The organism is Sphingomonas cavernae (assembly GCF_003590775.1).
GTDB lineage: Bacteria > Pseudomonadota > Alphaproteobacteria > Sphingomonadales > Sphingomonadaceae > Sphingobium_A > Sphingobium_A cavernae.
In genome coordinates this window covers 158,741-183,576 of sequence record NZ_QYUM01000004.1, presented here as the reverse complement: position 1 = coordinate 183,576, position 24,836 = coordinate 158,741, and the positions used below count along the sequence as shown (strand labels likewise).

Annotated in this window: 25 protein-coding genes; 17 read left to right on the top strand and 8 right to left on the bottom strand. The window is 64.0% G+C overall.

Going from position 1 to position 24,836, the window contains the following annotated elements; genetic code table 11:
* Nucleotides 1-151: 151 nt before the first annotated feature.
* Nucleotides 152-1,453: an adenylosuccinate lyase gene (gene purB, locus D3876_RS16165; protein WP_119764254.1), complete on the bottom strand. Its 1,302-nt coding sequence runs from the start codon at nt 1,451-1,453 to the stop codon at nt 152-154.
* A gap of 153 nt (nt 1,454-1,606) precedes the next feature.
* On the opposite strand from purB, the gene D3876_RS16160 reads away from it, so the two are divergent.
* Together D3876_RS16160 and D3876_RS16155 are read left to right on the top strand one after the other, a co-directional pair.
* Nucleotides 1,607-1,936 (top strand): EF-hand domain-containing protein, encoded by a 330-nt coding sequence (locus D3876_RS16160; protein WP_119764252.1) that lies wholly within the window; start codon nt 1,607-1,609, stop codon nt 1,934-1,936.
* Between the two features lie 203 nt (nt 1,937-2,139).
* Nucleotides 2,140-2,556, top strand: coding sequence for an EF-hand domain-containing protein (locus D3876_RS16155; protein WP_119764250.1), 417 nt, complete (start codon nt 2,140-2,142; stop codon nt 2,554-2,556).
* A 66-nt stretch (nt 2,557-2,622) separates the two neighbouring features.
* Here D3876_RS16155 and radC read toward each other — a convergent pair whose 3' ends face one another.
* Nucleotides 2,623-3,336 carry a RadC family protein gene (gene radC, locus D3876_RS16150; RefSeq protein ID WP_119764248.1) on the bottom strand — a complete coding sequence of 238 codons (714 nt, stop codon included), beginning with the start codon at nt 3,334-3,336 and terminating at the stop codon, nt 2,623-2,625.
* Nucleotides 3,337-3,449: 113 nt separating this feature from the next.
* Here radC and D3876_RS16145 point away from each other — a divergent pair, with 113 nt between their 5' ends.
* From D3876_RS16145 to D3876_RS16135, 3 genes are read left to right on the top strand one after another with little or no spacing between them, the layout of a single operon-like run.
* Nucleotides 3,450-6,647 (top strand): intermembrane phospholipid transport YdbH family protein, encoded by a 3,198-nt coding sequence (locus D3876_RS16145; RefSeq protein WP_119764246.1) that lies wholly within the window; start codon nt 3,450-3,452, stop codon nt 6,645-6,647.
* Nucleotides 6,648-6,703: 56 nt separating this feature from the next.
* Nucleotides 6,704-6,877: a YnbE family lipoprotein gene (locus tag D3876_RS16140; RefSeq protein WP_119765559.1), complete on the top strand. Its 174-nt coding sequence runs from the start codon at nt 6,704-6,706 to the stop codon at nt 6,875-6,877.
* Complete coding sequence (locus tag D3876_RS16135; RefSeq protein ID WP_119764244.1) at nt 6,874-7,275, top strand: YdbL family probable chaperone protein; 402 nt, start codon at nt 6,874-6,876, stop codon at nt 7,273-7,275. The genes D3876_RS16140 and D3876_RS16135 overlap by 4 nt, the downstream gene beginning before the upstream one ends.
* 120 nt (nt 7,276-7,395) lie before the next feature.
* Here the strand turns inward: D3876_RS16135 and D3876_RS16130 are convergent, their stop codons facing one another.
* The gene (locus D3876_RS16130; protein WP_220475477.1) at nt 7,396-8,097 is read right to left on the bottom strand and encodes a dioxygenase family protein; all 702 of its coding nucleotides are present in this window, start codon (nt 8,095-8,097) and stop codon (nt 7,396-7,398) included.
* A gap of 271 nt (nt 8,098-8,368) precedes the next feature.
* On the opposite strand from D3876_RS16130, the gene D3876_RS16125 reads away from it, so the two are divergent.
* The 5 genes from D3876_RS16125 to D3876_RS16105 all read left to right on the top strand — a co-directional run bounded on the left by D3876_RS16125 (nt 8,369) and on the right by D3876_RS16105 (nt 11,065).
* Nucleotides 8,369-8,686 (top strand): AtpZ/AtpI family protein, encoded by a 318-nt coding sequence (locus D3876_RS16125; RefSeq protein WP_119765555.1) that lies wholly within the window; start codon nt 8,369-8,371, stop codon nt 8,684-8,686.
* 170 nt (nt 8,687-8,856) lie between these two features.
* Entirely contained in the window at nt 8,857-9,615 is a 759-nt protein-coding gene (locus D3876_RS16120; protein ID WP_119764242.1) for a F0F1 ATP synthase subunit A, read from the top strand.
* Nucleotides 9,616-9,660: 45 nt separating this feature from the next.
* Nucleotides 9,661-9,888, top strand: a complete 228-nt coding sequence (locus D3876_RS16115) for a F0F1 ATP synthase subunit C (RefSeq protein WP_017670380.1) — start codon at nt 9,661-9,663, stop codon at nt 9,886-9,888.
* 63 nt (nt 9,889-9,951) lie between these two features.
* On the top strand, nt 9,952-10,446 hold the full coding sequence (locus D3876_RS16110) for a F0F1 ATP synthase subunit B family protein (protein WP_119764240.1): 495 nt from the start codon (nt 9,952-9,954) through the stop codon (nt 10,444-10,446).
* Nucleotides 10,439-11,065 (top strand): F0F1 ATP synthase subunit B family protein, encoded by a 627-nt coding sequence (locus D3876_RS16105; RefSeq protein ID WP_119764238.1) that lies wholly within the window; start codon nt 10,439-10,441, stop codon nt 11,063-11,065. The genes D3876_RS16110 and D3876_RS16105 overlap by 8 nt, the downstream gene beginning before the upstream one ends.
* Before the next feature lie 104 nt (nt 11,066-11,169).
* On the opposite strand, the gene D3876_RS16100 is transcribed toward D3876_RS16105, so the two are convergent.
* The 5 genes from D3876_RS16100 to D3876_RS16080 all read right to left on the bottom strand — a co-directional run bounded on the left by D3876_RS16100 (nt 11,170) and on the right by D3876_RS16080 (nt 16,620).
* Nucleotides 11,170-11,436 carry a GIY-YIG nuclease family protein gene (locus D3876_RS16100; protein WP_119765553.1) on the bottom strand — a complete coding sequence of 89 codons (267 nt, stop codon included), beginning with the start codon at nt 11,434-11,436 and terminating at the stop codon, nt 11,170-11,172.
* A gap of 121 nt (nt 11,437-11,557) precedes the next feature.
* Nucleotides 11,558-12,310 (bottom strand): class I SAM-dependent methyltransferase, encoded by a 753-nt coding sequence (locus tag D3876_RS16095; protein ID WP_119764236.1) that lies wholly within the window; start codon nt 12,308-12,310, stop codon nt 11,558-11,560.
* Nucleotides 12,311-12,384: 74 nt separating this feature from the next.
* Nucleotides 12,385-13,155: a bestrophin-like domain gene (locus tag D3876_RS16090; protein WP_182912038.1), complete on the bottom strand. Its 771-nt coding sequence runs from the start codon at nt 13,153-13,155 to the stop codon at nt 12,385-12,387.
* Nucleotides 13,156-13,347: 192 nt separating this feature from the next.
* Nucleotides 13,348-15,720 carry an arylsulfatase gene (locus tag D3876_RS16085; RefSeq protein ID WP_119764232.1) on the bottom strand — a complete coding sequence of 791 codons (2,373 nt, stop codon included), beginning with the start codon at nt 15,718-15,720 and terminating at the stop codon, nt 13,348-13,350.
* Between the two features lie 180 nt (nt 15,721-15,900).
* The gene (locus tag D3876_RS16080; protein WP_119764230.1) at nt 15,901-16,620 is read right to left on the bottom strand and encodes an SDR family oxidoreductase; all 720 of its coding nucleotides are present in this window, start codon (nt 16,618-16,620) and stop codon (nt 15,901-15,903) included.
* Nucleotides 16,621-16,674: 54 nt separating this feature from the next.
* Between D3876_RS16080 and uvrC the strand changes: the two genes are divergently transcribed.
* The 7 genes from uvrC (at nt 16,675) to D3876_RS16045 (ending at nt 24,836) form a co-directional block, all read left to right on the top strand.
* Nucleotides 16,675-18,594 carry an excinuclease ABC subunit UvrC gene (gene uvrC / locus D3876_RS16075; RefSeq protein ID WP_119764226.1) on the top strand — a complete coding sequence of 640 codons (1,920 nt, stop codon included), beginning with the start codon at nt 16,675-16,677 and terminating at the stop codon, nt 18,592-18,594.
* A gap of 161 nt (nt 18,595-18,755) precedes the next feature.
* Nucleotides 18,756-19,712 carry a polysaccharide deacetylase family protein gene (locus tag D3876_RS16070; RefSeq protein ID WP_119764224.1) on the top strand — a complete coding sequence of 319 codons (957 nt, stop codon included), beginning with the start codon at nt 18,756-18,758 and terminating at the stop codon, nt 19,710-19,712.
* Entirely contained in the window at nt 19,709-20,590 is an 882-nt protein-coding gene (locus tag D3876_RS16065) for a GNAT family N-acetyltransferase (protein WP_119764222.1), read from the top strand. Before D3876_RS16070 ends, D3876_RS16065 begins: the two co-directional genes overlap by 4 nt.
* Before the next feature lie 94 nt (nt 20,591-20,684).
* Nucleotides 20,685-21,416 carry a DNA repair protein RecO gene (recO, locus tag D3876_RS16060; protein ID WP_119764219.1) on the top strand — a complete coding sequence of 244 codons (732 nt, stop codon included), beginning with the start codon at nt 20,685-20,687 and terminating at the stop codon, nt 21,414-21,416.
* 158 nt (nt 21,417-21,574) lie between these two features.
* Complete coding sequence (leuB, locus tag D3876_RS16055; RefSeq protein WP_119764217.1) at nt 21,575-22,618, top strand: 3-isopropylmalate dehydrogenase; 1,044 nt, start codon at nt 21,575-21,577, stop codon at nt 22,616-22,618.
* Between the two features lie 8 nt (nt 22,619-22,626).
* Nucleotides 22,627-23,598: a threonine dehydratase gene (locus D3876_RS16050; RefSeq protein WP_119764215.1), complete on the top strand. Its 972-nt coding sequence runs from the start codon at nt 22,627-22,629 to the stop codon at nt 23,596-23,598.
* Between the two features lie 29 nt (nt 23,599-23,627).
* On the top strand, nt 23,628-24,836 hold the full coding sequence (locus D3876_RS16045) for a trans-sulfuration enzyme family protein (protein ID WP_119764213.1): 1,209 nt from the start codon (nt 23,628-23,630) through the stop codon (nt 24,834-24,836).

Genomic DNA, 24,836 nt, shown 5'->3' with positions numbered 1-24,836 from the left:
ATCGCAATTTCAAAACGCGCTATCGCAGTTGCAGTTATTGCAATCGCGTTGCTCTATTCGGTAATGCCGCTGGGAAAACGCTAGAAATCGGCCCTGACCGTGTCGGGCCGGTTACGATCGCTGCATCAGGTGCAGCGATCGCACCATCGCATCATTCGCCGAAGACGCGCGCGAAGATCGTGTCGACATTCTTGAAATGGTAGCCGAGATCGAAGCGATCCTCGATCTCCTCGGCAGACAGCGCCGCGCTGACTTCGGGATCGGCCTTCAGGAGTTCCAGCAATGAAAGCTGGCCGTCGGATTCCCAAACCTTCATCGCGTTGCGCTGGACCAGGCGGTACGCGTCCTCGCGGCTGACGCCCGCCTGGGTGAGCGCCAGCAGCACGCGCTGCGAATGGACGAGGCCACCCATCTTGTCCAAATTCTTCTGCATCCGCTCGGGATAGATGACGAGCTTGTCCATCACGCCGGTGAGGCGCGCGAGCGCGAAATCGAGTGTGATCGTGGCGTCGGGGCCGATATAACGCTCAACCGAGGAGTGTGAGATGTCGCGCTCATGCCACAGAGCCACGTTTTCGAGCGCGGGCGTGACATAGCCGCGCACCATGCGCGCAAGGCCTGTCAGATTCTCGGTGAGCACGGGATTGCGCTTGTGCGGCATCGCCGATGAACCCTTCTGGCCGGGCGAGAAATATTCCTCAGCCTCCAGAACCTCGGTGCGTTGGAGATGGCGGATCTCGGTGGCGAGCCGCTCGATCGACGATGCGATGACCCCCAGCGTCGCGAAATACATCGCATGACGATCGCGCGGGATCACCTGCGTCGACGTCGGTTCGACCGAAAGGCCGAGCTTTTCCGCGACATGTTCCTCGACGCGCGGATCGATATTGGCGAAGGTGCCGACCGCGCCCGAAATCGCGCAGGTCGCGACATCCTTGCGCGCCGCGACCAGGCGTTCGCGGTTGCGCGCGAATTCGGCATAGGCTTGCGCCAGCTTGAGCCCGAAAGTGACGGGTTCGGCATGGATGCCGTGGCTGCGGCCGATCGTGGGGGTCAGCTTGTGCTCATAGGCGCGGCGCTTGAGCACCTCGAGCAGTTTGTCGAGATCCTCGATCAAAATATCCGATGCGCGCGCTAGCTGGACCGCAAGGCAGGTGTCGAGCACGTCGCTCGAGGTCATGCCCTGATGCATGAAGCGGGCTTCGTCGCCGACATGCTCTGCGACGTTAGTGAGGAAGGCGATGACGTCGTGCTTCACCTCGGCTTCGATCGCGTCGATGCGCTCGACCTCGAACGCGCCGCGCTCCCAGATCGCCCTGGCGGCTTCCTTTGGCACGACGCCGAGTTCGGCGAGTGCGTCGGTGGCGTGCGCCTCGATCTCGAACCAGATGCGGAATTTCGATTCGGGTTCCCAGATCGCGGTCATTGCTGGGCGGGCATAACGGGGGACCATGGGGAGCCTTTCTGAAGTCGGGTGGCCGCATTTCCGGCACGGAATCGGTCGGGCCGCGCGATAGCAGGGGCGGGGCGCGGCTTCAATTGTGGCCATTGTCATGGCCAGGCAACATGCTCTGCCAATCGGAGCTTGCGACTGAGGAGCAGAGAAATGTTGCGCATCCTGAGCATCGCCGGCGGGCTCGCGCTCGCCGTGCCCGTTGTCGCGCAGGAGCCGCCGCCCGCGCCCGAAAAGGAACTGGATGCTGCGGTTGCGGCGGACTGGCCGCGTTTTGACCATGGCGGCAAGGGGCATCTGACGCACGACGAGTTCTCGACGTGGCTCATCACGCTGCGTTCGCAATCCAATGGAGCAGGTGAGGATCCCGCCAAGCTAAAGGCTTGGGCTGAAACATCTTTTGTCAGCGCGGACGGCGATTCCGACAAACGCGTTTCACCCGAAGAATTCACCGCGTTTCTGAGATCGAAGATCAAGAAATAATCGAGAAGTACCATCAAAATCGTCGCAGATCGTGAACGCCTCATCCACGAGTCGAAGTCATGCGGCGATGAAGCGCGTCACGGCGCAGGCCTGTTCAGGAACCTGACAGCCCATCATGCAGTTTATCGAGGCGTGGTTGGAAGAATGATTGGAAAAATCGTTGCGCCACAAAAACAGTTTTTAGGAATTCAGGAGTTTATTCGATGATTCGTACGGTTATTTTTGCCAGCGCGATTGCGCTTTCTGCTCCGGTGATCGCTCAGGAAACGCAGACGCCGCCTGCGGCCCCGAGCGAGACGACTGCGACGCAGGCGCCCTCAGAGGCAGCGCCCGCCGCGCCGGCGCAAGAAGCCGCCCCGGCTGCGCAGGCACAGCCTGCCGGCGCTTCGCAGGTGGCGCAGGTCGTGGACGCTGATTTTCCGGCCTATGACAAGGATAGCAATGGCGAGTTGAGCCAGACCGAATTTTCGGCCTGGATGCTCAAGCTGCGTCAGGCGGGCGGCGATGCGACCCCGGAAACGGAACTGACGGCATGGGCAGGTGCTGCGTTCGCTCAGGCTGATGCCGACAAGAACAAGACGGTCAGCAAGGGCGAACTTACCAGGTTCCTCGCCGGCTGATTTCAACGTCAGTCTGCGCGTGACGGGCGGTCCGAGAGGGCCGCCCGTTCTTGTTTTAGGACGGTCTCACAACAGCCCCAGTGCGCGCATGCTCGAATGGCCTTGTGCGCCGATGATGATGTGGTCGTGCACCGCAATCCCCAGTCTCTTGCCGGCCTCGGCGATATCGCGCGTCAGCGCGATGTCCTGCCGGCTGGGCGACGGGTCGCCGCTGGGGTGGTTGTGGACGAGGATCAGCGCCGCGGATCCCAGGTCGATCGCGCGGCGCACGACCTCGCGCGCGTAGATTGCGGCCTGGTCGATCGAGCCCTCGCTCATCAGTTCGTCGCGGATCAGCAGGTTGCGTGTGTTGAGGTGGAGCACGCGCACGCGCTCGACCGTGATGTGCGCCATGTCGGCGCGCAAATAATCGAGTAGCGCCTGCCAGCTTCCCAGTACGGGGCGTTCGCTCACCTCGGCGCGCAGAAGCCGGAGCGCGGTGGCCTGCGCGATCTTGATCGCCGCGACGGCGCCTTCGCCCACGCCCTTCACGCGCGCAAGCGCCGCCGCATCCGCCGAGAAAACGCCCGCAATGCCGCCGAATTCGGCAAGCAGCGCCTTGGCGATGGGTTTGGTGTCGATGCGCGGGATCGCGGTGGCGAGGAGATATTCGATCAGCTCGTGATCGAGCAGCGCGTCACCGCCGCCTTCGATCAGCCGCTTGCGCAGCCGCGCGCGGTGGCCGGCGCTGTCGTGGCCAGGATCTCGTGGGCCCTTGCCGTCCTGTTCATCCCCGCTCATTGTTGGAAGAACTATAAGCGCTTGAACGCAACCGCAATGATCCTCGGACGTTTGGGTTGCGAAATGAACGAGCGGCGGTAACGGTTGTGCGGGCGCGTTGGCCGGGAGGCAGGGTGAGCAAGGACGAAAGCCTGGTCGACGAGGTGGTCGAGGAGATCGAGGAGACCGTCGGCACAGAGTGGCCGCCGCGCCCTCGCCGAGTCGCCCGGATCGCGGCGGGTGTAACCGCGGTCGTAACGCTCGCATTGTTCGCGACCTGGACGCAGCGCGAACCCATCGCGCGCAATATTGTCGGCGACATGCTCGAAGATCGCGGCGTTCAGGCGAGCTACGACATAGAAAGGATCGGCTTTCGCACCCAGCGGATCGAGAATCTGGTCATTGGCGATCCCGGGAAGCCGGATCTGACCGCGGAATGGGCCGAGGTCATCACGCAGTTCGGGTTTGGCGGCGCGAAGGTCAGCGGAATTCGAGCACATGGCGTTCGGCTGCGGGGCCGCCTGATCGATGGCACATTTTCCTTCGGAGCGGTCGACAAGCTGTTGCCCGAGCCGACGGGCGAGCCCTTCGCTCTCCCCGATCTCAATGTCGAGTTGAGCGACGCACGGCTGCGGCTCGATTTGCCCAACGGGGCGGTCGGCGCGAAGCTCGAAGGCCGTGGTAACCTTTCGGACGGGTTCAAGGGCAAGCTGGCGGCGGTCGCGCCCGCGCTCATTGTGGGCGATTGCACATTGTCGGAGACGACCGCGTGGCTCGATCTGGCCATTTCCGACAAGCGGCCCAAGGTGACGGGCCCCGTCCGCGCTGCCCGCTTTGGCTGCAAGGGACAGGATGTCGCACTCGATCGACCACAGGCCGTTGTTGATGCCGGGTTCAGCGAAGCGCTCAACCGCTGGCAGGGATCGGCGGGTGTCGATGTGCGCGAAATGCGAATGGGCGCGACCCGGCTCGGGGGCGTCATCGGCACGATCGGCTTTGACGGGCGCAGCAGCCAGACGCGCGGCGACGTCAAGATTGCGGCGCAGAACGTCACGACAGCGGGGATCACGGGGCAGGGCGTCTCGCTGAAGGGGGGCTATGAGCTTGGCCGCAAGCCCGAGGGTCTGGCCGCTGCGTTCAACGGTCGCGCCGAGATCGAGCACAGCGCGCTTGACCGTACTCAGCTTGCCCGCATCGCCAGTTTCGGCGCATCGGGGCAGGGGACGCCCGTGGGGCCGATCGCGCGCGCCCTTGCCGACGCGATCGCGCGCGCTGGACGCGATGCCGCGCTAAGCGCCGATTTCACCGTCGCGCATGTCGGCAGCGCGGGATCGTTGCGCATCGGCTCGCTTGCCGCAATCAGCCGCAGCGGCGCGCGCCTCAGCCTTTCGGACGGGCACGGCGTACGATTCGGCTGGCCGGGAACGGGCGAGGCGCTGGTCGATGGCCGGCTGACCTTGGGGGGTGGCGGTTTTCCGGGAGCGGTGGTGCAGTTGAGCCAGCGCGAACCCGGCGCGTCGATCACGGGCAATGCGGTTTTCGCGCCCTATGCCGTGGACGGAGCGCGACTCGCGCTCACGCCTGTGCGTTTTACCGCTTCGCCGGGCGGAGCGACCCGCTTCGAGACGCAGACAACGCTCGACGGTCCGCTCGGCGACGGACGCGTGACGGGACTGACGCTGCCGATCGACGGTCGGCTCGCGCGCGGTGGCGCGATGCTGATCAATCCCGCCTGTGTGCCGCTGGCCTTTACGTCGCTGAACGTCGCAGGCCTTGCGCTCGCCCCCAATCGCGTGACCTTGTGCCCCAATCAAGGCCCCGCGCTGTTCGCGATGAATGCCGCAGGACAGACGAGCGGCGGCGCCCGGCTGGCTGCAACACGCCTGAAGGGCAGGCTTGGTGACAGCCCGGTTTCGATGGCCGTGGCCAGCGCCGAGATCGGTTTTGCACGACAGGGTTTCAGCGCACGTGATGTGGCATTGAGGCTGGGCCAGGGCGATCGCGTCACGAGGCTCGACATCGCACAGCTCTCGGGCGGCTTTCGCGGCGGCGCGGTCAGCGGCGATTTTGCCGGGACGGGTGGGCAGATCGCCAATGTTCCGCTCGTGATGTCCGAAGCCGCGGGCAAATGGTCGTTGAAGGGCGGAGCGCTCGCGCTCGATGGCGGGCTGCGCGTTGCCGATGCGGAAACACTGCCGCGCTTCAATCCGCTGGTCAGCGATAATTTCAAGCTGTTCCTCAAGGACAGCCGTATCACCGCCACCGGCAAGCTCCGCGATCCCGGGAGCAAGACGGGCGTGATGGATGTCGACATCGCGCACAATCTCGGACCAGGCACCGGCAAGGCGGTGCTTGACGTCGCGGGCCTCAATTTCGGCGAGGGCTTTCAGCCCGACACGCTGACTAGGCTCGCGCTGGGCGTCGTCGCCAATGTCCGCGGGAGCGTCATCGGGCGCGGCGAGATCCGCTGGTCGCCGGACAGCGTCACCAGCGACGGTGTTTTCCGCACGCAAAATACCGATCTTGCCGCCGCCTTCGGCCCCGTCACCGCGGCCACGGGCGAATTGCGCTTCACCGATCTGCTGGGGCTGGTCAGCGCGCCAAATCAGCGCCTCTATCTGGGCGAGGTCAATCCCGGCATCGCAGTGCTCAACGGCTATATCGACTATCAGTTGATTGCTGACCAGAAAGTGCAGATCGAGGGCGGGCGCTGGCCCTTTGCGGGGGGCGAGCTAATCCTCGAACCCACCGTGCTCGACTTCGGCGTGGACAAGGAACGCCGGCTCACCTTCCGCGTCGTCGGCCTCGATGCCGCGCAGTTCATCAACCAGTTCGAACTCAAGGACATCAACGTCACCGGCATCTTCGATGGCACCATTCCGATGATCTTCGACGAGACCGGCGGCCGGATCGAGGGCGGGCGGCTCGTGGTGCGTGAGCAAGGAGGCACGCTGGCCTATGTCGGACAGGTCTCCAACGAGGATTTGGGGACTTTCGGTTCGATGGCCTTCGATGCGCTCAAGTCCATAAAATACAGTCGGCTGGCGATCGATCTCAACGGGCCGCTCGACGCGGAGATGGTCACGCAAGTCCGCTTCACCGGCACCAACCAGGGCACCGTTGATGTCGCGCCGTCCAGTCTCACCGGCCAGTTCATCGGACTGCCCTTCATCTTCAACATCACCATCCGCGCGCCGTTCCGGGGCTTGCTCAACACCGCGCGCAGCTTCACCGATCCAAGCCTGCTGATTCGCCAGCACGTTCCCGGATTCGAGGCGGCCGACGCGCCGCAAAAACCCGTTCAGCCTGAGGAAAGCGAGAAAATGCAATGAAGAGCGCTAAGTTGACGAGGGACGCTCGCGATGCGGTGCGTGCCGGTCCGCCCGGGATGTTGGCCCTGTTGGGGCTATCCGCTATTCTTGGCGGGTGCATTCAGGTCAAGGCACCGGACAAGCCGATCGAGATCAATCTCAACGTCAATGTCCGGCAGGAAGTGGTTGTTCGCCTCCAGCAGGACGCGCAACAGTTGATTCAGGAAAACCCGGAGTTGTTCCCGCAATGACCAAGAACCGCAAAATCATCATCGGCCTGGGCTTCGCGCTCGTGCTGGCCGCAGGCGTTGCGGGTGTTGCCCGTGCACAGTCCGGCGCGGTTTCGGCCGCGCTCGCCAGCGGCGATGTCGGCGAGCAGGCCGATGGCTATCTGGGCTTCCGCAATCCGCCCTCCGCAGCGCTCAAATCCGAAGTCGACGCGATCAACATCAAGCGCCGCGCGGCCTATACCGATCTTGCCGCCAAGCGCGGGGTAAGCGTCTCGGACATGGCCGCCGCGACCGGCTGCCAGACACTGACCAGCAAGGTCGGCCCCGGCCGCGCATATCGCCTCACCGATGGCGTGTGGCGCGTGCGCGAAGGCGGCGCACCTGTGCCCAAGCCCGACTATTGCCCGAGCGTGGGTTGAAGCACCGAGTACCCCGGCGAAGGCCGGGGTCCAGAAATGGCCAGCCCCAGTGTCCGTGACTCCTGGACCCCGGCCTTCGCCGGGGGACTCGGAGGCGCACTAGGCTCAGCGCGTTATGCGCTAGGCTGCAACCAGCACGATATCCCATTCGAGCGCGAGTATGTCGGCGGTCCCGGGCGGCGGCTGCAGTTTGCGCGCGATCAGCGTATCGGGCGCCTCTGAGGCCTTGAGCAGGAAATCGGACGCATTGAGCGGCTCGCCGGGAACGAACATCTGGGAGACGATTCGACTGGTGCGCCCCTGCACGTCGAAATGAATGTGTGGCGTACGCACGCGTCCATCGGGGATGCGATATGCGCCGGGCTTCACAGTACGGAAGCGATAGCGCCCCTCCGCGTCGGCCAACTGAACGCCAAAGCCCTGAAAGCCGGGATCGAGCGGTACGCCGGACATGTCGGCGGGGTGCGCATAGCGGCCCGCGGCATTGGCCTGCCAGATCTCAACGCGAGCCCCTGCGGCGGGCGTCCCGTCGGGCTTCAACACGCGGCCGGCAAGATCGACTATCTGGCCCCTGGCGCCGGTCGCGATACCGTTGACGACGGTGAGGTCACCATCCTGGTCGAGTGGCCGCAATACGGGGTAGAACGGGCCGATCGTCATCGTGTCGGTCGGGGTTGCCGCCCAGGCCGCGCGGCTGACCAGCCCTCCGCCCAGCAGGGCGATGCCTCCGGCCGTCCATCCGATCAATTCCCGGCGTGTCTGGCGATACGCACTGCAACTGTTACGCATGACGCTTCGATTTCTCGAGTCGACGATATCCATGCTGTTGCTCCCCTGTCGCAGGCTGGGCACGCTGCCTAGCACGGCGCGGGCACCCGCCAAAGCGCGGACCCAAGCGAATCCGGCCGGATTGGCGAAACCTGTCGACGGCAATCGGGCAATACTTCTACAGAGTCGCGGAAATCCTCGGCCTTTTCCGCAGTGCACCACCGCGGTTGACTTAACCGGCATCGCTTCCTAAACGGGCCGCGCCTTGGCGGGCTCGCTCGTCGGTTATGCTGCGCCCTGTCTTCGGCACGAGGAAAGGGAAAGCATGGCGGAAAGCGAACCCGGGCAGGACCCCATCGAAGAGGATGCTCGGCTCTCGTCGCTCCAGCAGCGGTTGAGGCAAGCGCATCACAAAGAGAAGGTCAGGAAGGGCGCGCCGCAGGACGGCCATGACGATAACTATCGTCTGGGCAACCGGGTGCTTGCCGAACTGATCGGGGGGATTGCCGGCGGTGCGTTGGTCGGCTGGGTGATTGATCGCCTGGCGGGCACCTCGCCCTGGGCCCTGCTGGTGATGCTGTTCTTCGGAATCATCGTCGCCTTCAGGAATATCATCAGGATTTCAAACCGGCGCTCGAAGTGATTTTCGGGCGCTTTGGTTGCAGAAGCATTTTCTAGCCGGCCGGAACGTCCGGCGACTCGGAAAATGCGTAAAACGAAGGAAAGAGGACGGATTTCGATCCGACGGATCGAAAGCTGGCCTCGTTATTTGGGGTTTTATTGGTGGCAGCCGAGTCTGGTAAAATCGATCCGATGCATCAGTTCACGATCGAGCCGTTGTTCGGCACCGATCATCTGAGCATTGCCGGTTACAACATCGCGTTCACCAATTCTTCGCTGTGGATGGTGATCACCGCGGTCGTGCTCTGGGTGTTCATGCTCGGTGGCATGAAGCGTCAGCTCGTCCCCGGCCGCTGGCAGGCCGCGGTCGAGAGCATGACGGGCTTCATCTCGAACCTGCTCGTCCAGAATGTCGGTGAAGCGGGGCGCAAATACATGCCCTATGTCTTCTCGCTGTTCATGTTCATCCTCTTCGCCAACCTCCTCGGGCTGCTGCCCATCGGCCTGTTCGGCGCGCATCCCTTCACCTTTACGAGCCATCTGACCGTTACCGGCGTGCTCGCGATCATGTCCTTCGCGATCGTGCTTATCGTCGGTTTCTGGAAGCACGGTCTCCACTTCTTCTCGCTGTTCGTGCCGCACGCCACGCCGCTACCGATGATCCCGATCATCGCGCCGATCGAGTTCGTCTCGTTCATGGTGCGTCCCTTCAGCCTCGGTCTGCGACTCTTCGTCGCGATGACCGCCGGTCACGTGCTGCTGAAGGTGCTTGCGGGCTTCGTCATCAACAGCACCAATGCGGGCCTCGGCTTCGGCGCGATGGTGGGGATTCCCAGCTTCGTGCTCATGATCGGCATCAGCGCGCTCGAGCTGCTGGTCGCGGGCATCCAGGCCTATGTGTTTGCGCTCCTCACGTCGCTTTACATCAATGACGCTGAGCATCTTCACTGAGTTTTCAACCACTTGTTTCTAAGATTTAAAAAAGGAGTTATTAAAATGGACGCAGAAGCAGCAAAGCTGATCGGTGCAGGTCTCGCAGCCATCGGCGCTGGCATGGCCGCCATCGGCGTGGGTAACGTTTTCGGCTCGTTCCTCGAGAGCGCGCTGCGCAATCCCGCGGCCGCCGACGGCCAGCAGGGCCGCCTCTTCATCGGCTTCGCGGCCGCCGAGCTTCTCGGCCTGCTCGCGTTCGTCGTTGCGATGATCCTGATCTTCGTCGCGTAACAACGAACTGAAACCTCCGCCCGGGATGCGAGTTCCGGGCGGCAGGATACGGATACAGGTGAAATGCCCCAGATTGCCCAGATAGCCGCAACCTATGCGTCGCAGATCTTCTGGCTGCTGCTGACGTTCGGCCTCGTCTTCTTCGTGATCGGCCTCGGCATGGTGCCGAAGATCCAGGGGACGGTGGACCTTCGCGACAAGCAGATTGCCGATGACCTCGCCGCTGCCGAACGTGCCCGTGCGGAAGCCGATGCGCGTGAGGAAGCCTATCGGGCGAAGGCCGAGGCCAATCGCGCCGAGGCGCTCAAGATCACGCAGGGCGCAAAAGCCAAGGCCACGGCCGAGTCCGAAAAGACGCTCGCCAAGGCCGACGCCGAAACCGCCGAGCAGATCGGCGCCGCCGAGGCGCGGATCAAGGCCGCGACCGTGAAGGCGCTGTCGGATATCGAGGCCGTGGCCGTCGACGCCGCGCAGGATATGGTCGCCAAGCTTTCGGGCGCCAAGGTAACCCAGGCCCAGGCGGCCAATGCAGTGAAGGCGGCGCTCGCAAATGTCTGAGACGGCAGCACACGGATCGGCTGAAGTGGCCGCCAACCTCACCGCGGCCGAGCATGGCCAGGGCGAGGGTCTCGAACATAGCGCGACCACCGAAGCGCATGGCGGCGCGGCAGCGCACGCCGAGCCCCAGGCGGTCGGCATGGACGCTACCGGCTGGGTGTCGCTCGCCATGGCAGTGTTCCTCGGCATCCTGATCTGGAAGAAAGTGCCCGGCATCATCGGGTCGGCGCTCGACAAGAAGATTGCGGGCATCCGCCAGCATCTCGACGAGGCCAAGCAGCTCCGCGCCGAGGCCGAGGCGCTTCGCGCAGAGTACGAAGCCAAGGTGAAGTCCGCCGAGGCCGAAGCCGTCACCATGCGCGAGCATGCCGAGGCCGAGGCCAGGCAGATCCTCGTCGATGCGAAAGCTCAAGCCAAGGACCTGACCGCACGCCGCGCCAAGATGGCCGAGGACAAGATCGAGGCGGCCGAGCGCGCCGCGATCGCCGAGGTCCGCGCCAAGGCTGCCGAAGCCGCTGCCAACGCCGCGGCGGCGCTGATTGCCGACGGCCACGGTGCCGCGCAGGACAAAGCGCTGGTAGATCAGACCATCGCGGGGCTCGGCAAACGCCTCAACTAGGCCGGAAGGTCATCGCAAGACACGAAGCGGGCAGCCTCTGGCTGCCCGTTTTCGTTTGCGTCCTTCCACCTTTTGTCGTCATCCCAGCGAAAGCTGGGATCCCCTTATCTTTGCAGATCGTCCCACAGATCGAGCCATCGGGGATTGGCAGCCTGGATCAACTCAATCTTCCATGAACGCTTCCATGCCTTGAGCGCCTTTTCCCGCGCAATTGCTTCACCGATTGTCGCATGCGGCTCGGCCAGCACAAGGCGCGTTAGCAGATAGCGTCGGCAGAAATCCGAGCCGGTGCCATTGCGATGCTGCCAAATCCGGCTCGAGAGTTCCGCCGTCACGCCGATGTAGAGAGCGCCAAACGGCCGGTTTGTCATGATGTAGGTCCAGCCGCCGCGCTCCACGTTTCAAGCTTGGGGCAAAAGGCACTGAGATGCCAGCTTTCGCTGGCACGACGAGAGAAAGACCGCGCTGTGGCGGCCCAACATTTCGTTCACCTCACCCCGGCTTGCGGAAGCGATAGATAAACTGGTCGGTCTTGCCCTTGATCGAGGCATCGAACACGTTGGTCGTGTGCGGGTCGGCCGGGTTGCGCAGCACGTTCAGCTCGGCATCGAACTTGAAGCCGGCCTTTTCGATTTCGGCGCGCGCCGCTGCGGGGTCGATGCGGTGGAGCTTGTCGGGCACCGCGAAATTCGGATCGGCCGCGGCGACATGATCGACCACCAGCAGCACACCGCCGGGCTTGAGCGCTGCATAGAGCCGCTTGGCGACGGTGTCGGCAAAGCCCTTTGGCGCAAAGGCGAGATGGAGGTCGTGATAGTTCTGCACCGTGACGATCGCATCGAGCGGCTCGGGGAAGGTGAAGCTCGTCAGTGAATCGCTGCTCGGCGTGACGTTGCTGTAACCCGCGACCGCGGCCTTCTGCTCATCGGCATAGGCCGGGCGATAGTCGATGAATTGCTTCGCCTGATAGGCATAGACATGGCCCTTGTCGCCAACCGCCTTGGCGAGGATGCGCGTCCAATAGCCGCCGCCCATCAGGAAATCGGCGACCTTGTCGCCCGGCTTGATGCCCGCAAAGGCAAGGACCTGGCCGGGATGCCGTGCGGCGTCGCGCGCCTTGTCGGTCGCGGGACGGCCCGGATCGGCGAGTGCCGCCTGTATCGGCGGCGGAACGCTCTGGGCGCTCGCGGCGATGGGGCCCGCAAGGGCGAGGGCGGCGATGATGGGAACGATCATGAGCTTCATGGCGAATCCTCCCTGATGTGCTTGCAAAAATAGCCGGCAATGCATGTTCAGTCGATCGTGGCATCCTCGGCCGGCTAGCGTGGCGTCCGAGTGATTGGCGCGGCGTTCCTGCGGGCGGCATCGCGGTCGAGCATCGCGATCAATTCCTCGAGAGCGCGCTGGGGCACGTTGACCGTGCCGGAATGCGGGCGGTCGATATCCAGGATCAGCAGCATCGAGACGGCGAACAGTGCGACCAGGATCATCGCAGCCTGTCGGCGGCCGCGGCTTTCTTCGGCCACCAGATATCCAAGCACCACGGAAGCCGCCACAAGATAGAGGAGCAGAATGTTAAGGATTCGCGTAGGGACGTGCGCGCGTCCTGCGAGTTCCCGTCGAATGCCGACATTGAGCGTCTCGTTCATCGCCTCGACGAAATAGGATGCGAGTTCGGTCTCGCGAACGGGATAGACCGCCGCGTGCGTGGCATCCCAGAGACGGTCCCGCAGGGCGCGGGCGTTCTCCACCTTTGCGTCCATCTGCTTGTTCCACAGACCTTCCGGCGCGATGCGCGATCGCGCATATGTGTGAAGCAGCGTCTGAAGTTGCGCACGATGCGGCTCGTCGAACAGGCTGGCACGCAGATAGGCGGTGCTGATGGCGTTGGCCTCCTCCGCGACCAGCCCGCGTCTGGTGTCAAAGCGATCGAGGGCAATCGAAAATGTCAGGCCCGTAAGAAAAGCCAGAAGGGCGAAGATGGCGGCGATGATATAACCATCGGCATCGGACTTGCCGGCGTCTGGCGTTTCCGTTCCCCGCCGCGACGCGCGTATATGCAGCAGCTTACCGGCCTGCAGCGCCAGCAAGCATGCTGCAACGAGGACAAGCCCGACAAGCCACAGCGGGAATGTGAAGAGCAACGTGTCGAGAAAACTACCGGAATCGCTTTGCATAGCCGGCCTCAATGCGGGGCGTTGGCGGGGGGCTTGTGGCAGCGGGGCGAGGCGATGCCGTCACTGCCCCGCCGCACAAGACCGCGGTAATATGTCAAGGGCCCCCTATTGCCGCGCCATCGCGACCCGGACCACCTCCTCAGGGTCGACCATGTGATCGGCCTCCTCGGCAGCCTTGTTCAGCGCGATTTCCACGCCCAGCACCTTGCCGGTGAAGCCATTGCCGTGAGGCGTGTAATCCTCGGCCACCGGAGCACCGGTATCCTTGCCGACATCAAGCCCGTCGTCCGCGGAGAAGACCATCGGAGCCGTGGCATCGACACGGCCTTTGCCTACGGATTTGCCGTCGACATAGAGTGTGACGTCACCGCCCTTGGCGAGACCGCCGCCATCATAGGCGAATTCCATGCGAACCTGATGTTTACCCTCGGGAAGCGCCCGATCGGACTCGGCATAGAAATACTTCACGCCCAGCAGATTGTAGCAATATTTGAGCTTGCCGTTCTTCGCATAAAGCGCCCAGCCGCCGATATTGCCGCCCTGGGCGATGATCACGCCCTCGGCGCCGGAAGCCGGAATATCGAGCTCGGCCGTCACGGCATGTGACTTGTTCTTGACGTTCACGACCGAATTTTCGGAAAGCCGTCCCATGCTGCCGAACAGGAGCTGGCGTTCGCCCTTGATCAGGACCGGGCGGCCCGCCAGATCTGCATTCAACCGATTGGCAACGTCGTCATCGAGCGGAAGAACATTGTACCGGGTCGCCTCGATCAGCCAGAGCCGCTGCAGTTCGTGCAGCTTCTCGGGCATCTTCTTCGACAGATCGTTGGCCTGCGACCAGTCCTTGTTCGTGTCGTACAATTCCCACACGTCATCGTCGAAGGCGGGCACCTTCTCGCCGACGAGAAGCCAGGGCGTCTTGTGACGGGTCACCGCGGTCCAGCCCTTGTGGTAGATGCCGCGATTGCCGAACATCTCGAAATACTGTGTCTCGTGCCGGTCGGGCGCCTTCTCCTTGTTGAATGAGTAAAGCATGCTGACACCCTCGATCGGCGTCTGCTGCACGCCGTCGACCGAAACGGGCTCGGGAAGTCCCGCCGCTTCCAGGATGGTGGGAGCAATGTCGATCACGTGGTGGAACTGGTCGCGAACCTCGCCCTTGCCCTTGATTCCGCCCGGCCAGTGCACGATCGTGCCATTGCGCGTGCCGCCCCAGTGCGAGGCAACCTGCTTCGTCCATTGATAGGGCGTGTTCATCGCGTGCGCCCAGCCAACGGCATAGTGGTTGTAGGATTCGGGCCCGCCCAGCTTGTCGAGCCGCTCCTTGAGGAATTCGGGCGTCTCGAGCGCGGCCATCCCGTTGAAGTTGATCATCTCGTTATAGGTGCCGTTGAGCGTCCCCTCCGCCGACGCGCCATTGTCGCCGATGATGTAGTAGATCAGCGTGTCGTCGAGGATGTTCATTTTCTCGAGGCTATCGATCAGCCGCCCGACATGGTGGTCGGCATATTCAAGGAAGCCCGCATAGACCTCCATCTGCCGGCGAAGCACGGGCTTCAGGTCCTCGGGCATGTCGTCCCACGCCGGAATCTGCGCGTGGCGCGGCGTCAGTTCGGCATCCGACGGAATCACGCCAAGCTTCTTCTGCCGGGCAAAGATTTCCTCGCGGGCCTTGTCCCAACCGGCGTCGAACTTGCCCTTATACTGGTCGGCCCATTCCTTGGGCACGTGGTGCGGGGCATGCGCCGCGCCGGGCGCGAAATAGACGAAGAAGGGCTTGTCGGAGGCAAGCGCCTTTTGCTGACCGATCCAGTCGATCGCCTTGTCGGTCATGTCCTCCATGAAGTGATAGCCCTCTTCGGGGGTTTTCTCGACCTCAATGGGGGTCGTTCCCTCGTAGAGCGAGGGATACCATTGGTGCGCCTCGCCGCCGATGAAGCCGTAGAAATATTCGAATCCCCCGCCACCTGTCGGCCATTGGTCGAAGGGGCCGACGGGACTTGTCTGCCAGACGGGCACTTCATGGCACTTGCCGAACTGGGCGGTCGAATAGCCGTTGAGCTTGAGTGTCTTCGCGAGCGGCGCCGCGCTATTGCGCAGCACCGAGCAATAGCCGGGCGCACCGGTGGCAATCTCGGTGATGCCGCCCATGCCGACCGAATGATGGTTGCGGCCTGTCAGCAGCGCCTGACGCGTGGGAGAGCATAAAGCAGTGGTGTGAAAGCGGCGATACTTCAGGCCCTTCCTGGCGAGCCGCTCGGCCGTGGGTGTCTCGCAAGGCCCTCCAAAGGCGCTCGATGCGCCGAACCCTACATCGTCGAGCAGGATGACCAGCACATTGGGCGCACCTTTTGGCGGACGAAGCTCTTCGATGGGCGGGTATTTCGTGTCGGGGTCCTTGGCGTCATAGGTGACGAGGCCCGTGCGGGGCCTGGCAGGAATCGGAAGGACGGTGCGCGGTGCGGACGTGTCGGCCATGACGCTCTCCTCGCTGGCGGCAAAAGACGCATGAACTGAACAGGCTGGATGTCTCGCTGCGACGATACGCTGCGTCAGCGGCGGCACGGATGCTGACGCAATTCTGCGCAACGCGCTATTGGGGCAAACCCCTAGACGCGGTATCGAAAAGGCCGGGGTCGGTAAGGGAGGCGCAAGCGGTCAGAACCGCAGCATTATCCGTCGTGCGAGAGCGGGCGACATGCTGTGCACCAGCTTGAGCATTTTGGTCTGCCCGATGCAGACTTCCTCCTGCCCACGCCCGATCGCGGTGACGATCGCGCGTGCGCAATCCTCCGCGCTCATCTTGTTGCCGCCGCGGCCCGCGGTCATCGCGGTGTCGACGAGCGGCGGCAGCGCCTCGATCACCGTTACGCTGCTGCCGCGCATCTGGTAACGCAGCGCCTGGGTGAAGCTGCGCAGCCCCGCCTTGGTCGCGCAATAAAAGGGCCCGTTGCCGCGCGGGGCGATCGCAAGCCCCGATGTCACGTTGACGATCGTGGCAGCAGGTCGCGCGCGCAGCCGGTCGAGCAGCAGCAGGATCAGGTGGACCGGCGCATGGAGGTTGAGGAAGAAGGTATGGTCGATCGAGTCGAGATCGACGTTCGCCCCGATCTCCGACACTTCGGACGCGCCGGCGTTGTTGACCAGTATGTCGAGGGGGCGGTTACCCAGCGCCTCCACGAGCGCCCTGCACCCTTCCGCCGACGACAGGTCGACCCGGATCGCTTCGAGCCCTTCCTCGCGCGCGGCGGCCAGTCGGGTCTCATTGCGCCCGCAGATGATCACGCTGGCGCCCTTTGCCTTGAGCAGCCGGGCGGTCCATAATCCGATACCGTCGGTGCCGCCCGTCACCAGCGCGGTCTTGTCAGCTATCTGCACTGTCGTCCCCCTCCGGCCATTGTTCGCGCGGTATTTGCGCCCTAATTGCAGCATATGTCCACGCCGTCCGCGCCCGATCGTTTCAACGAGGAAAAAGCCACCTATGCGCTGAAGGGCGCCGACCGGCCCGATCTCGAGGCAGGCGTGGCGGCCATCCGTAACGTGCTCAAGACGCTGCCGATCCGCCCCGGCGTCTATCGGATGCACGATGCGCGCGGCGACGTGCTCTATGTCGGCAAGGCGCGCTCGCTGAAGAACCGCGTGACCAACTATACGCAGGTCAATCGTCTGCCGAAGCGGTTGCAGCGGATGATAACGCAGACGCGGTCGATGACGATCGTGACCACCAACAACGAGGCCGAGGCGCTGCTGCTCGAGGCGCAGCTCATCAAGCGTTACCGGCCCGCATACAATGTGCTGCTGCGCGACGACAAGAGCTTCCCCTTCATCCTGCTCCGCCTCGATCACGCCTTTCCGCGTATCCAGAAGCATCGCGGCGCGCGCAAGTTCAAGGGCGAGTATTTTGGCCCCTTCGCGAGCGCAGGGGAGGTGGGGCGGACGCTCAACGCGTTGCAGAAACTGTTCCTGCTGCGATCATGCACGGACAGCTTCTTCAACAATCGCGACCGGCCCTGCCTGCTCTACCAGATCAAGCGCTGCTCGGCGCCGTGCGTGGGACGGATCGACGAGGCCGCCTATGCTGAGCTTGTCGGCGACGCCAAGGACTTCCTCACGGGCAAGTCGACGCGCGTCCAGGCCAAGCTTGGCAAAGCTATGGAGAAGGCGAGCGAGAATCTCGATTTCGAGATGGCGGCGGTCTATCGCGACCGGCTGAAGGCGCTGACCTTCATCCAGGGGAGCCAGGCGGTGAACGCCGAAGGCATTGGCGATGCGGACATTTTTGCGCTTGCGTGCAAGTCGGGGGTGATGTGCATCCAGGCTTTCTTCATTCGCGGCGGGCAGAATTGGGGGCATCGCAGCTTCTTCCCTGCGCATACCAATGATGTGCCCGAGGAGGAGGTGCTCGCGAGCTTCCTGATGCAGTTCTATGAGGAAGTGCCGCCACCCAAGACGATTCTCGTCGATCGCGCATTGTCCGAGGCCGATCTGCTCGCCGAAGCGCTCACCGGGCGCGCCGGGAGCAAGGTGACATTGTCGGTCCCGCAGCGCGGCGATCGCGTTCGTCTCGTCAAACAGGCAAGCCGCAATGCGCAGGAAGCGCTTGAACGGCATCAGGCCGAGAGCACGACACAGGCGAAGATCTTCCGCGAAATGGCCGAGCTGTTCGAGCTCGAAGGGCCGCCCGACCGGATCGAGATCTACGACAACAGCCATATCCAGGGCACCAACGCAGTGGGCGCGATGGTCGTGGCGGGGCCGGAGGGTTTCCGCAAGGGCGCCTATCGCAAGTTCAACATCAGGCGCGCCGAGACCGTGCCCGGCGACGATTTCGCGATGATGCGCGAGGTGATGGAACGCCGCTTCGGTCGCGCGCAGCGCGAGGATCCCGATCGTGAGGGCAAGGAATGGCCCGACCTGATGCTGATCGACGGCGGCAAGGGGCAAGTGAGCGCGGTGAAGGCGGTGCTCGACGAACTGGGGATCGAGGACGTGCCGTTTGTCGGCGTGTCCAAAGGTCCCGATCGCAATGCGGGCCGCGAGACTTTCCATTTTCCCGACGGGCGCGAATTCACCTTGCCCGTCAACGCGCCGGTGATGTTCCACCTCCAGCGGCTGCGCGACGAGGCGCACCGCTTCGCGATCGGCGCGCATCGGCAGAAACGCGCCAAGGCGATCGGGGTCAGCAGCCTCGACGAGGTCCCGGGCATCGGCCCTGCGCGAAAAAAGGCGTTGCTGATGCATTTCGGCACCGCGCGCGCGGTGAAGAACGCTGCGCTCGAGGATCTGCAACGGGCTCCCGGCGTGTCCCGGGCGATGGCGCAGAGCATTTACGACTATTTTCACGGCGGATAAGCGCGCTCCATCGTCACCCTGAACTTGTTTCAGGGTCCATGAACATTGAAGGACAAGATTCTGCACCGTCCGTGTTCATGGATGCTGAACCAAGTTCAGCATGACGGCATCTGTGGGCGGCAATTATCAAATCCTTCAATATGATCGCCTAGAGCCGCATCATGCAGACGCGCGTCCTCCTGACGGTTGATACCGAGCTTGCGTGGCGGCACCACGCCGCCGGCCTGCCGGTGGAAGACATTTATGCGCGCTCGATCGAACCCGCGGGGGTTGGGCTCGGCTATCAGCTTCAGCGGTTGCGTGAGCACGGCCTCAAGGCCTGTTTCTTCGTCGATCCGATGCCGGCGACGGTGTTCGGGCTCGATGTGGTCAAGCGCATCGTCGCGCCGATCCTCGAGGCGGGGCAGGAAATCCAGCTTCACCTGCATCCGAATTGGGCGGGGGCGGAGGTGGGCGATCGCGGCGCTGCGCACGCGAAGTTCGAGCTGATCGATTATGAGGAGGAAGCGCAGCGCGTGCTGATCGCCGAGGCCCGCGAGCTGCTGGTCAAGGCGGGCGCGCCCACGCCGATCGCCTTTCGCGCCGGGAGCTATTCGGCCAATGACACGACGCTGAAAACGCTCGCGGAGCTGGGCTTTCGCTATGACAGCAGTCATAACGGCTCGGAAAATCCGTGGCCCAGCGCCATCAGCCTGACGCGGCGGCAGATCGCGCCCGTCACATATCGCGGCGTGGTGGAATTGCCTGTTACGCTGATCGAGGATCGGGTCGGAAGGTTGCGCCATTGCCAGATCTGTGCGCTCTCGCTCGCCGAAGTGACAGCGGCGATCGATCACGCCATTGTCAGCGGGCATGCCATATTGACGCTGGTCAGCCACAGCTTCGAGCTCGCGACGCGCGACGGACTGCGCGAGAATCACCTGGTTCGTCGCCGCTTCGACCGGATCTGCGAAGTGCTCGCCGCACGCGCGGATCGCGCGCCCACCGCCTTCTTCACCGAACTCGACGGGCTGGACGTCCATGCGGACGCATTGCCGGCCCCGCCGAAGCTGCTCCGCACCGCGGCGCGGATGGGTGAGCAGCTCCTTTCCAACATCGTCTACGAACGTCGGCTGTGACGATCGCATCGCCGCTGCCGCTGCGCTTCACGATAGGGGCACGCACGCTGTTTGCGGTGCGTCGCCGACTGGTGCGCGTGGGCTACAATCTCGACGATGTGCTGCGCGCGGAAGCGCTGCGCCTTCCGCCGCTGGACGGCGACGGCTATCTGGTGACCTCGCTTCCTGAACGCCATCTTGCCGCCACCGCTGTCGCGCTGCCGGGATCGGCGATGATGGTGCGCCAGCGCTATAGCCGGCGTTATGCCGACCTTGCGGGAGGTTTTGACGCCTATTTCGCGGCGATGTCGTCCAACGCGCGCTCGGCGCTCAAGCGCAAGGCGAAAAAGCTCGACGGGGCGGCGACGATCGCGGTGCGCAGCTATCGGAGCGCCGACGAGATCGCGGTGTTCCACGCGCTTGCGCTGCCGCTGTCGCGCAAGACCTATCAGGACCGCCTGCTCGGCGCGGGTCTTCCCGCCGATCCGGCGGAGATGCTTCGCCTTGCTGCTGCCGACCGCGCGCGCGCATGGCTGCTCTTCGCGGACGGTGCGCCGATCGCCTATCTCTACACGCCGGCCGAAGGCGATACGCTGATCTACGCCTTTCTTGGCTATGATCCGGATTGGGCGGAATACTCGCCGGGCGTGGTGCTGCAGGTCGAGGCGATGAAGACGGTCTTCGCCGAAGCGCGCTTCCGTCGCTTCGATTTCACCGAGGGTGACGGCCAGCACAAGCGCCAGTTCGCGACGGGTGCGGTCGACTGCGTCGATGTTCTGCTGTTGCGGCCCGGCCTCGCCAATCGTGCGCTCGTAGCGGGACTCAAGGCATTCGATAACGCCGTGACGCTGGCGAAGCGCGTCGTTCCTTCGAATTTTGCGCGCAAGCTTAAACGTTAACCGTCATGCCAGCGAAGGCTGGCATCTCCCTTCTTTTCGAATCCGGTGTACAGCCAGTGAGATTCCAGCTTGCGCTGGAATGACGGGAGTGGGCATGCACATCGAGGCCGAGGCCACCATCTGTTCGGTACGCGCACATGGCGAGCATGGCGCGATCGTGCGCGCGATGACCGGGGAGCATGGGCTGCTCTCGGGCTATGTGCGTGGCGGGCACTCGCGGCGGCTGCGGCCGGTGCTGATTCCGGCAAACGTCGTGATGGCCGAGTTCCGTGCGCGCACCGAGGAGCAGCTCGCCGGGTTGACCGTCGAACTCGTCCACAGCCGCGCGCCGCTGATGGGCGAACCGCTTGCCGCCGCAGCGCTCGACTGGGCGACCGCGCTCACCGCGGCAACCTTGCCCGAGGCGCAGCCCTATCCGCATCTTCATGCTGCGCTCGATGGCGTGCTCGGCGCGATCGAGGCCGCGCCCGCGGCGCGCGGCTGGGCGGTGGCGCTGGTGCGCTACGAACTTTTGCTGCTCGCCGAGATGGGTTTCGGGCTCGATCTCGAACGCTGCGCGGTCACCGACGCGACCGATGAACTCATCTGGGTGAGCCCCAAAAGCGGACGCGCGGTGAGCGCGGTTGCAGGGCAGGACTATGCCGACAAGCTGCTCCGGTTCCCGCGCTTCCTGAGCGAGGGTGGCGAGGCCGACTGGGCGGATATCTTCGACGGGCTCAGGCTCACGGGGCATTTTCTGTCGCGCGATGTCCTGATCGATCGTCGCGCCGATGTGGCGGCTGCACGCGAGCGCCTCGTCGAAAGGCTGAAAAGGGCGGTTGCGTGAGGCGTGAGAGCCGGGCATGTGCACCCACGTCAACAACCCCCCGTTTGCCCTGAGTTTGTCGAAGGGCAGTCCTTCCTTCGTCGGCGTGGTTTTAGCCAAGGACAGGGCTTCGACAGGCTCAGCCCGAACGGTATTTACAGTTCGAGGGATGAAACCCAATGCTCGTTGCCTTGCTGCCCGGAGACGGAATCGGTCCTGAAATTATCGCGGCGACCATGCGCGTGCTCGAGGCGGCGGGCGTGTCGGGGCTCACATTCGAGCAGGCGCCCGTGGGCGGTGCCGCGTACAAGGCGAAGGGGCATCCGCTGCCGCCCGAAACGCTCGACCTCGCGAAGCGCGCCGATGCGATCCTGTTCGGCGCCGTGGGCGATCCCAATTGCGATGCGCTCGATCGCCATCTGCGCCCCGAACAGGCGATCCTCGGGCTGCGCAAGGAACTTGAACTCTTTGCCAATCTCCGCCCTGCCAAGCTGTTTCCCGAGCTTGCTGATGCCTCGGCGCTGCGCCCTGAAGTGGCGACCGCAATCGACCTCGTCATCGTCCGCGAGACCAATGGCGACGTCTATTTTGGCGAAAAGGGCCATCGCAAGACCGCCGATGGCCTGCGCGAGGGCTATGACGTGATGTCGTACAACGAGGCCGAGGTCGCACGCATCGCGCGCGTCGGCTTCGAGACCGCGCGCGCGCGTCGCGGCAAACTCTGTTCGGTCGACAAGGCGAATGTGCTCGAAACCTCGCAACTCTGGCGCGACGTCGTGATCGAGGTCTCGGCCGACTATCCCGATATCGAACTCAGCCACATGTATGTCGACAATGCCGCGATGCAGCTCGTGCGCAACCCCGGCCAGTTCGACGTTATCGTGACGGGCAATCTGTTCGGCGACATCCTGTCCGATCAGGCCTCGATGTGCGCGGGTTCGATCGGCATGCTGCCCTCGGCCACGCTCAACAGCGCCAACAAGGGCCTGTTCGAGCCGATCCACGGCAGCGCGCCCGACATCGCCGGGCAGGACAAGGCCAATCCGCTCGCAACGGTCCTGTCGGCGGCGATGATGCTGCGCTATTCGCTGGGCAAGCCCGACGATGCCGATCGCATCGAGGCGGCGGTGGCCAAAGCTCTGGCGAACGGCGCGCGCAGCGCCGATCTCGGCGGCGCGATGGGCACCGTAGCGATGGGCGACGCCGTGATCGCAGCCTTGTAGGAACCCAGATGCCCTATTCGCTTCAGGCGCTCGAAGACGCCGCCGCGCTCGTCCATGCGGTGATGCCGCCGACCCCGCAATATGCGTGGCCGCTGCTTGGCCAGCGCACCGGTTGCGATGTCTGGGTGAAGCACGAGAACCACACGCCCACCGGCGCCTTTAAGGCGCGCGGTGCGATCACCTTCATGGACTGGTTGCGGCGCACGCATCCCGAAGTGACAGGCATCATCACCGCCACGCGCGGCAATCACGGACAGGCACAGGCCTTCGCCGCCAGGCGCGCCGGCCTGACCGCGACGATCCTCGTGCCCCGCGGCAATTCGATCGAGAAGAATGCCGCGATGCGCGCATTCGGTGCCGAGCTGATCGAGCATGGCGAGGATTTCGACGAGGCGCGCGAGGAAGCGCAGCGTCGCGCCGCCGACGGCAAGCTGTTCATGGTGCCGCCCTTTCACGACGCGCTTGCGCTGGGCGTCGCGAGCTATGCGCTCGAACTCTTCCGCGCCGCGCCGCCGCTCGACACGGTCTATGTGCCGATCGGCTGTGGGTCGGGCATCTGCGGCACGATCGCGGCGCGCAACGCGCTGGGGCTCGACACCAAGGTCGTGGGCGTCGTTTCAACCGGGGCACAGGCAGCCAAGCTTTCCTTCGATGCGGGCGAACCGATCGAAACCAATGGCGCGCGCAGTTTCGCCGATGGCGTCGCGGTGCGCGTGCCCGTGCAGGCAGCGTTCGATATCTATTCAAAAGGCGCCGACCGGATCGTCGCCGTCTCGGACGACGCGATTGCGGAGGCGACGCGGGCCTATTGGCAGGACACGCACAACCTTGCCGAAGGTGCGGGTGCGATTGCGCTCGCCGCGCTCATTCAGGAGGCCGATCGAATGCGCGGGAAGTCCGTCGGCGTGATCCTGTCCGGCGGCAATATCGACATGCGGCACGTCGCCACCATCATGGGCGGCGGCACGCCATTGACCTGAAGCTATACGAAACCGAAAAGAACCCAGACATGAAGAAAAAAACCGGCCAGGATCGCTCGATCACCCAGAACTGGCGTCCCGCGACACAGGCGATCCGTGGCGGCACCGCGCGCTCCGAATATGGCGAGACCTCGGAAGCGATCTTCCTGACTTCGGGCTATGCCTATGACTGCGCTGGCGACGCCGCGGCGCGCTTCGCGGGCGAACAGCAGGGCATGACCTATAGCCGCCTGCAGAACCCCACGGTCGAGATGCTCGAGCAGCGGATTGCGTTGCTTGAAGGCGCGGAGGCGGCGCGCTGTCAGGCGTCGGGCATGGCAGCGATGACCGCGGCGTTGCTCTGCCAGCTTTCGCAAGGCGACCACGTCGTCGCGGGCCGCGCGGCGTTCGGATCGTGCCGCTGGCTTACCGACACGCTGATGCCGCGTTTCGGGATCACCACGACGATCATCGACGCGCGCGCCACCGATGCGTGGAAGGACGCGATCCGGCCCAACACCAAAGTCTTCTTCTTCGAGACACCTGCAAACCCAACGATGGATATCGTCGATCTGAAGGGTGTCTGCGGCATCGCGAAGGACGCGGGGATCACCAGCGTAGTCGACAACGCCTTCGCCACCCCCGCGCTTCAGCGTCCGATGGATTTCGGCGCCGATGTCGTCGCCTATTCGGCGACCAAGATGATGGACGGGCAGGGGCGTGTGCTGGCGGGCGCGGTGTGCGGCAGCGAGGATTTCATCAACAACACATTGCTGCCCTTCACGCGCAACACCGGGCCGACGCTGAGCGCATTCAACGCCTGGGTGGTGCTCAAGGGGCTGGAGACGCTTGATCTGCGTATCCGCCGTCAGAGCGAGAATGCGCTGAAGGTGGCGCGCTATCTTGAGCAACGCGTTCCGCGCGTCCTGCATCCGGGACTCGAGAGCCATCCCCAGCACAATCTCGCGATGTCCCAGATGGAGGCAGCCGGCCCGATCTTCTCGATCTATCTCGACGGCGGGCGCAAGCAGGCGCATGCTCTGCTCGACGCGCTGGAGCTCGTCGACATATCGAACAATATCGGAGACAGCCGCTCGCTGATGACGCACCCTGCTTCCACCACCCATGCCGGCCTCTCGGAAGAGGTGCGACTTGATATGGGCGTCACCGAGGGAATGCTGCGCCTGAATGTCGGCCTTGAAGATCCGCAGGATCTGCTCGAGGACTTCGATCAGGCGCTTCGTGCGGCGGGTCTCTAG

What these genes read in the sequence shown, in the direction of transcription:
- purB (WP_119764254.1), bottom strand. Translation starts at nt 1,453, where the DNA reads ATGGTCCCCCGTTATGCCCGCCCAGCAATGACCGCGATCTGGGAACCC.
- D3876_RS16160 (WP_119764252.1), top strand. Translation starts at nt 1,607, where the DNA reads ATGTTGCGCATCCTGAGCATCGCCGGCGGGCTCGCGCTCGCCGTGCCC.
- D3876_RS16155 (WP_119764250.1), top strand. Translation starts at nt 2,140, where the DNA reads ATGATTCGTACGGTTATTTTTGCCAGCGCGATTGCGCTTTCTGCTCCG.
- radC (WP_119764248.1), bottom strand. Translation starts at nt 3,336, where the DNA reads ATGAGCGGGGATGAACAGGACGGCAAGGGCCCACGAGATCCTGGCCAC.
- D3876_RS16140 (WP_119765559.1), top strand. Translation starts at nt 6,704, where the DNA reads ATGTTGGCCCTGTTGGGGCTATCCGCTATTCTTGGCGGGTGCATTCAG.
- D3876_RS16135 (WP_119764244.1), top strand. Translation starts at nt 6,874, where the DNA reads ATGACCAAGAACCGCAAAATCATCATCGGCCTGGGCTTCGCGCTCGTG.
- D3876_RS16130 (WP_220475477.1), bottom strand. Translation starts at nt 8,097, where the DNA reads ATGGATATCGTCGACTCGAGAAATCGAAGCGTCATGCGTAACAGTTGC.
- D3876_RS16125 (WP_119765555.1), top strand. Translation starts at nt 8,369, where the DNA reads ATGGCGGAAAGCGAACCCGGGCAGGACCCCATCGAAGAGGATGCTCGG.
- D3876_RS16120 (WP_119764242.1), top strand. Translation starts at nt 8,857, where the DNA reads ATGCATCAGTTCACGATCGAGCCGTTGTTCGGCACCGATCATCTGAGC.
- D3876_RS16115 (WP_017670380.1), top strand. Translation starts at nt 9,661, where the DNA reads ATGGACGCAGAAGCAGCAAAGCTGATCGGTGCAGGTCTCGCAGCCATC.
- D3876_RS16110 (WP_119764240.1), top strand. Translation starts at nt 9,952, where the DNA reads ATGCCCCAGATTGCCCAGATAGCCGCAACCTATGCGTCGCAGATCTTC.
- D3876_RS16105 (WP_119764238.1), top strand. Translation starts at nt 10,439, where the DNA reads ATGTCTGAGACGGCAGCACACGGATCGGCTGAAGTGGCCGCCAACCTC.
- D3876_RS16100 (WP_119765553.1), bottom strand. Translation starts at nt 11,436, where the DNA reads ATGACAAACCGGCCGTTTGGCGCTCTCTACATCGGCGTGACGGCGGAA.
- D3876_RS16095 (WP_119764236.1), bottom strand. Translation starts at nt 12,310, where the DNA reads ATGAAGCTCATGATCGTTCCCATCATCGCCGCCCTCGCCCTTGCGGGC.
- D3876_RS16085 (WP_119764232.1), bottom strand. Translation starts at nt 15,720, where the DNA reads ATGGCCGACACGTCCGCACCGCGCACCGTCCTTCCGATTCCTGCCAGG.
- uvrC (WP_119764226.1), top strand. Translation starts at nt 16,675, where the DNA reads ATGTCCACGCCGTCCGCGCCCGATCGTTTCAACGAGGAAAAAGCCACC.
- D3876_RS16070 (WP_119764224.1), top strand. Translation starts at nt 18,756, where the DNA reads ATGCAGACGCGCGTCCTCCTGACGGTTGATACCGAGCTTGCGTGGCGG.
- recO (WP_119764219.1), top strand. Translation starts at nt 20,685, where the DNA reads ATGCACATCGAGGCCGAGGCCACCATCTGTTCGGTACGCGCACATGGC.
- leuB (WP_119764217.1), top strand. Translation starts at nt 21,575, where the DNA reads ATGCTCGTTGCCTTGCTGCCCGGAGACGGAATCGGTCCTGAAATTATC.
- D3876_RS16050 (WP_119764215.1), top strand. Translation starts at nt 22,627, where the DNA reads ATGCCCTATTCGCTTCAGGCGCTCGAAGACGCCGCCGCGCTCGTCCAT.
- D3876_RS16045 (WP_119764213.1), top strand. Translation starts at nt 23,628, where the DNA reads ATGAAGAAAAAAACCGGCCAGGATCGCTCGATCACCCAGAACTGGCGT.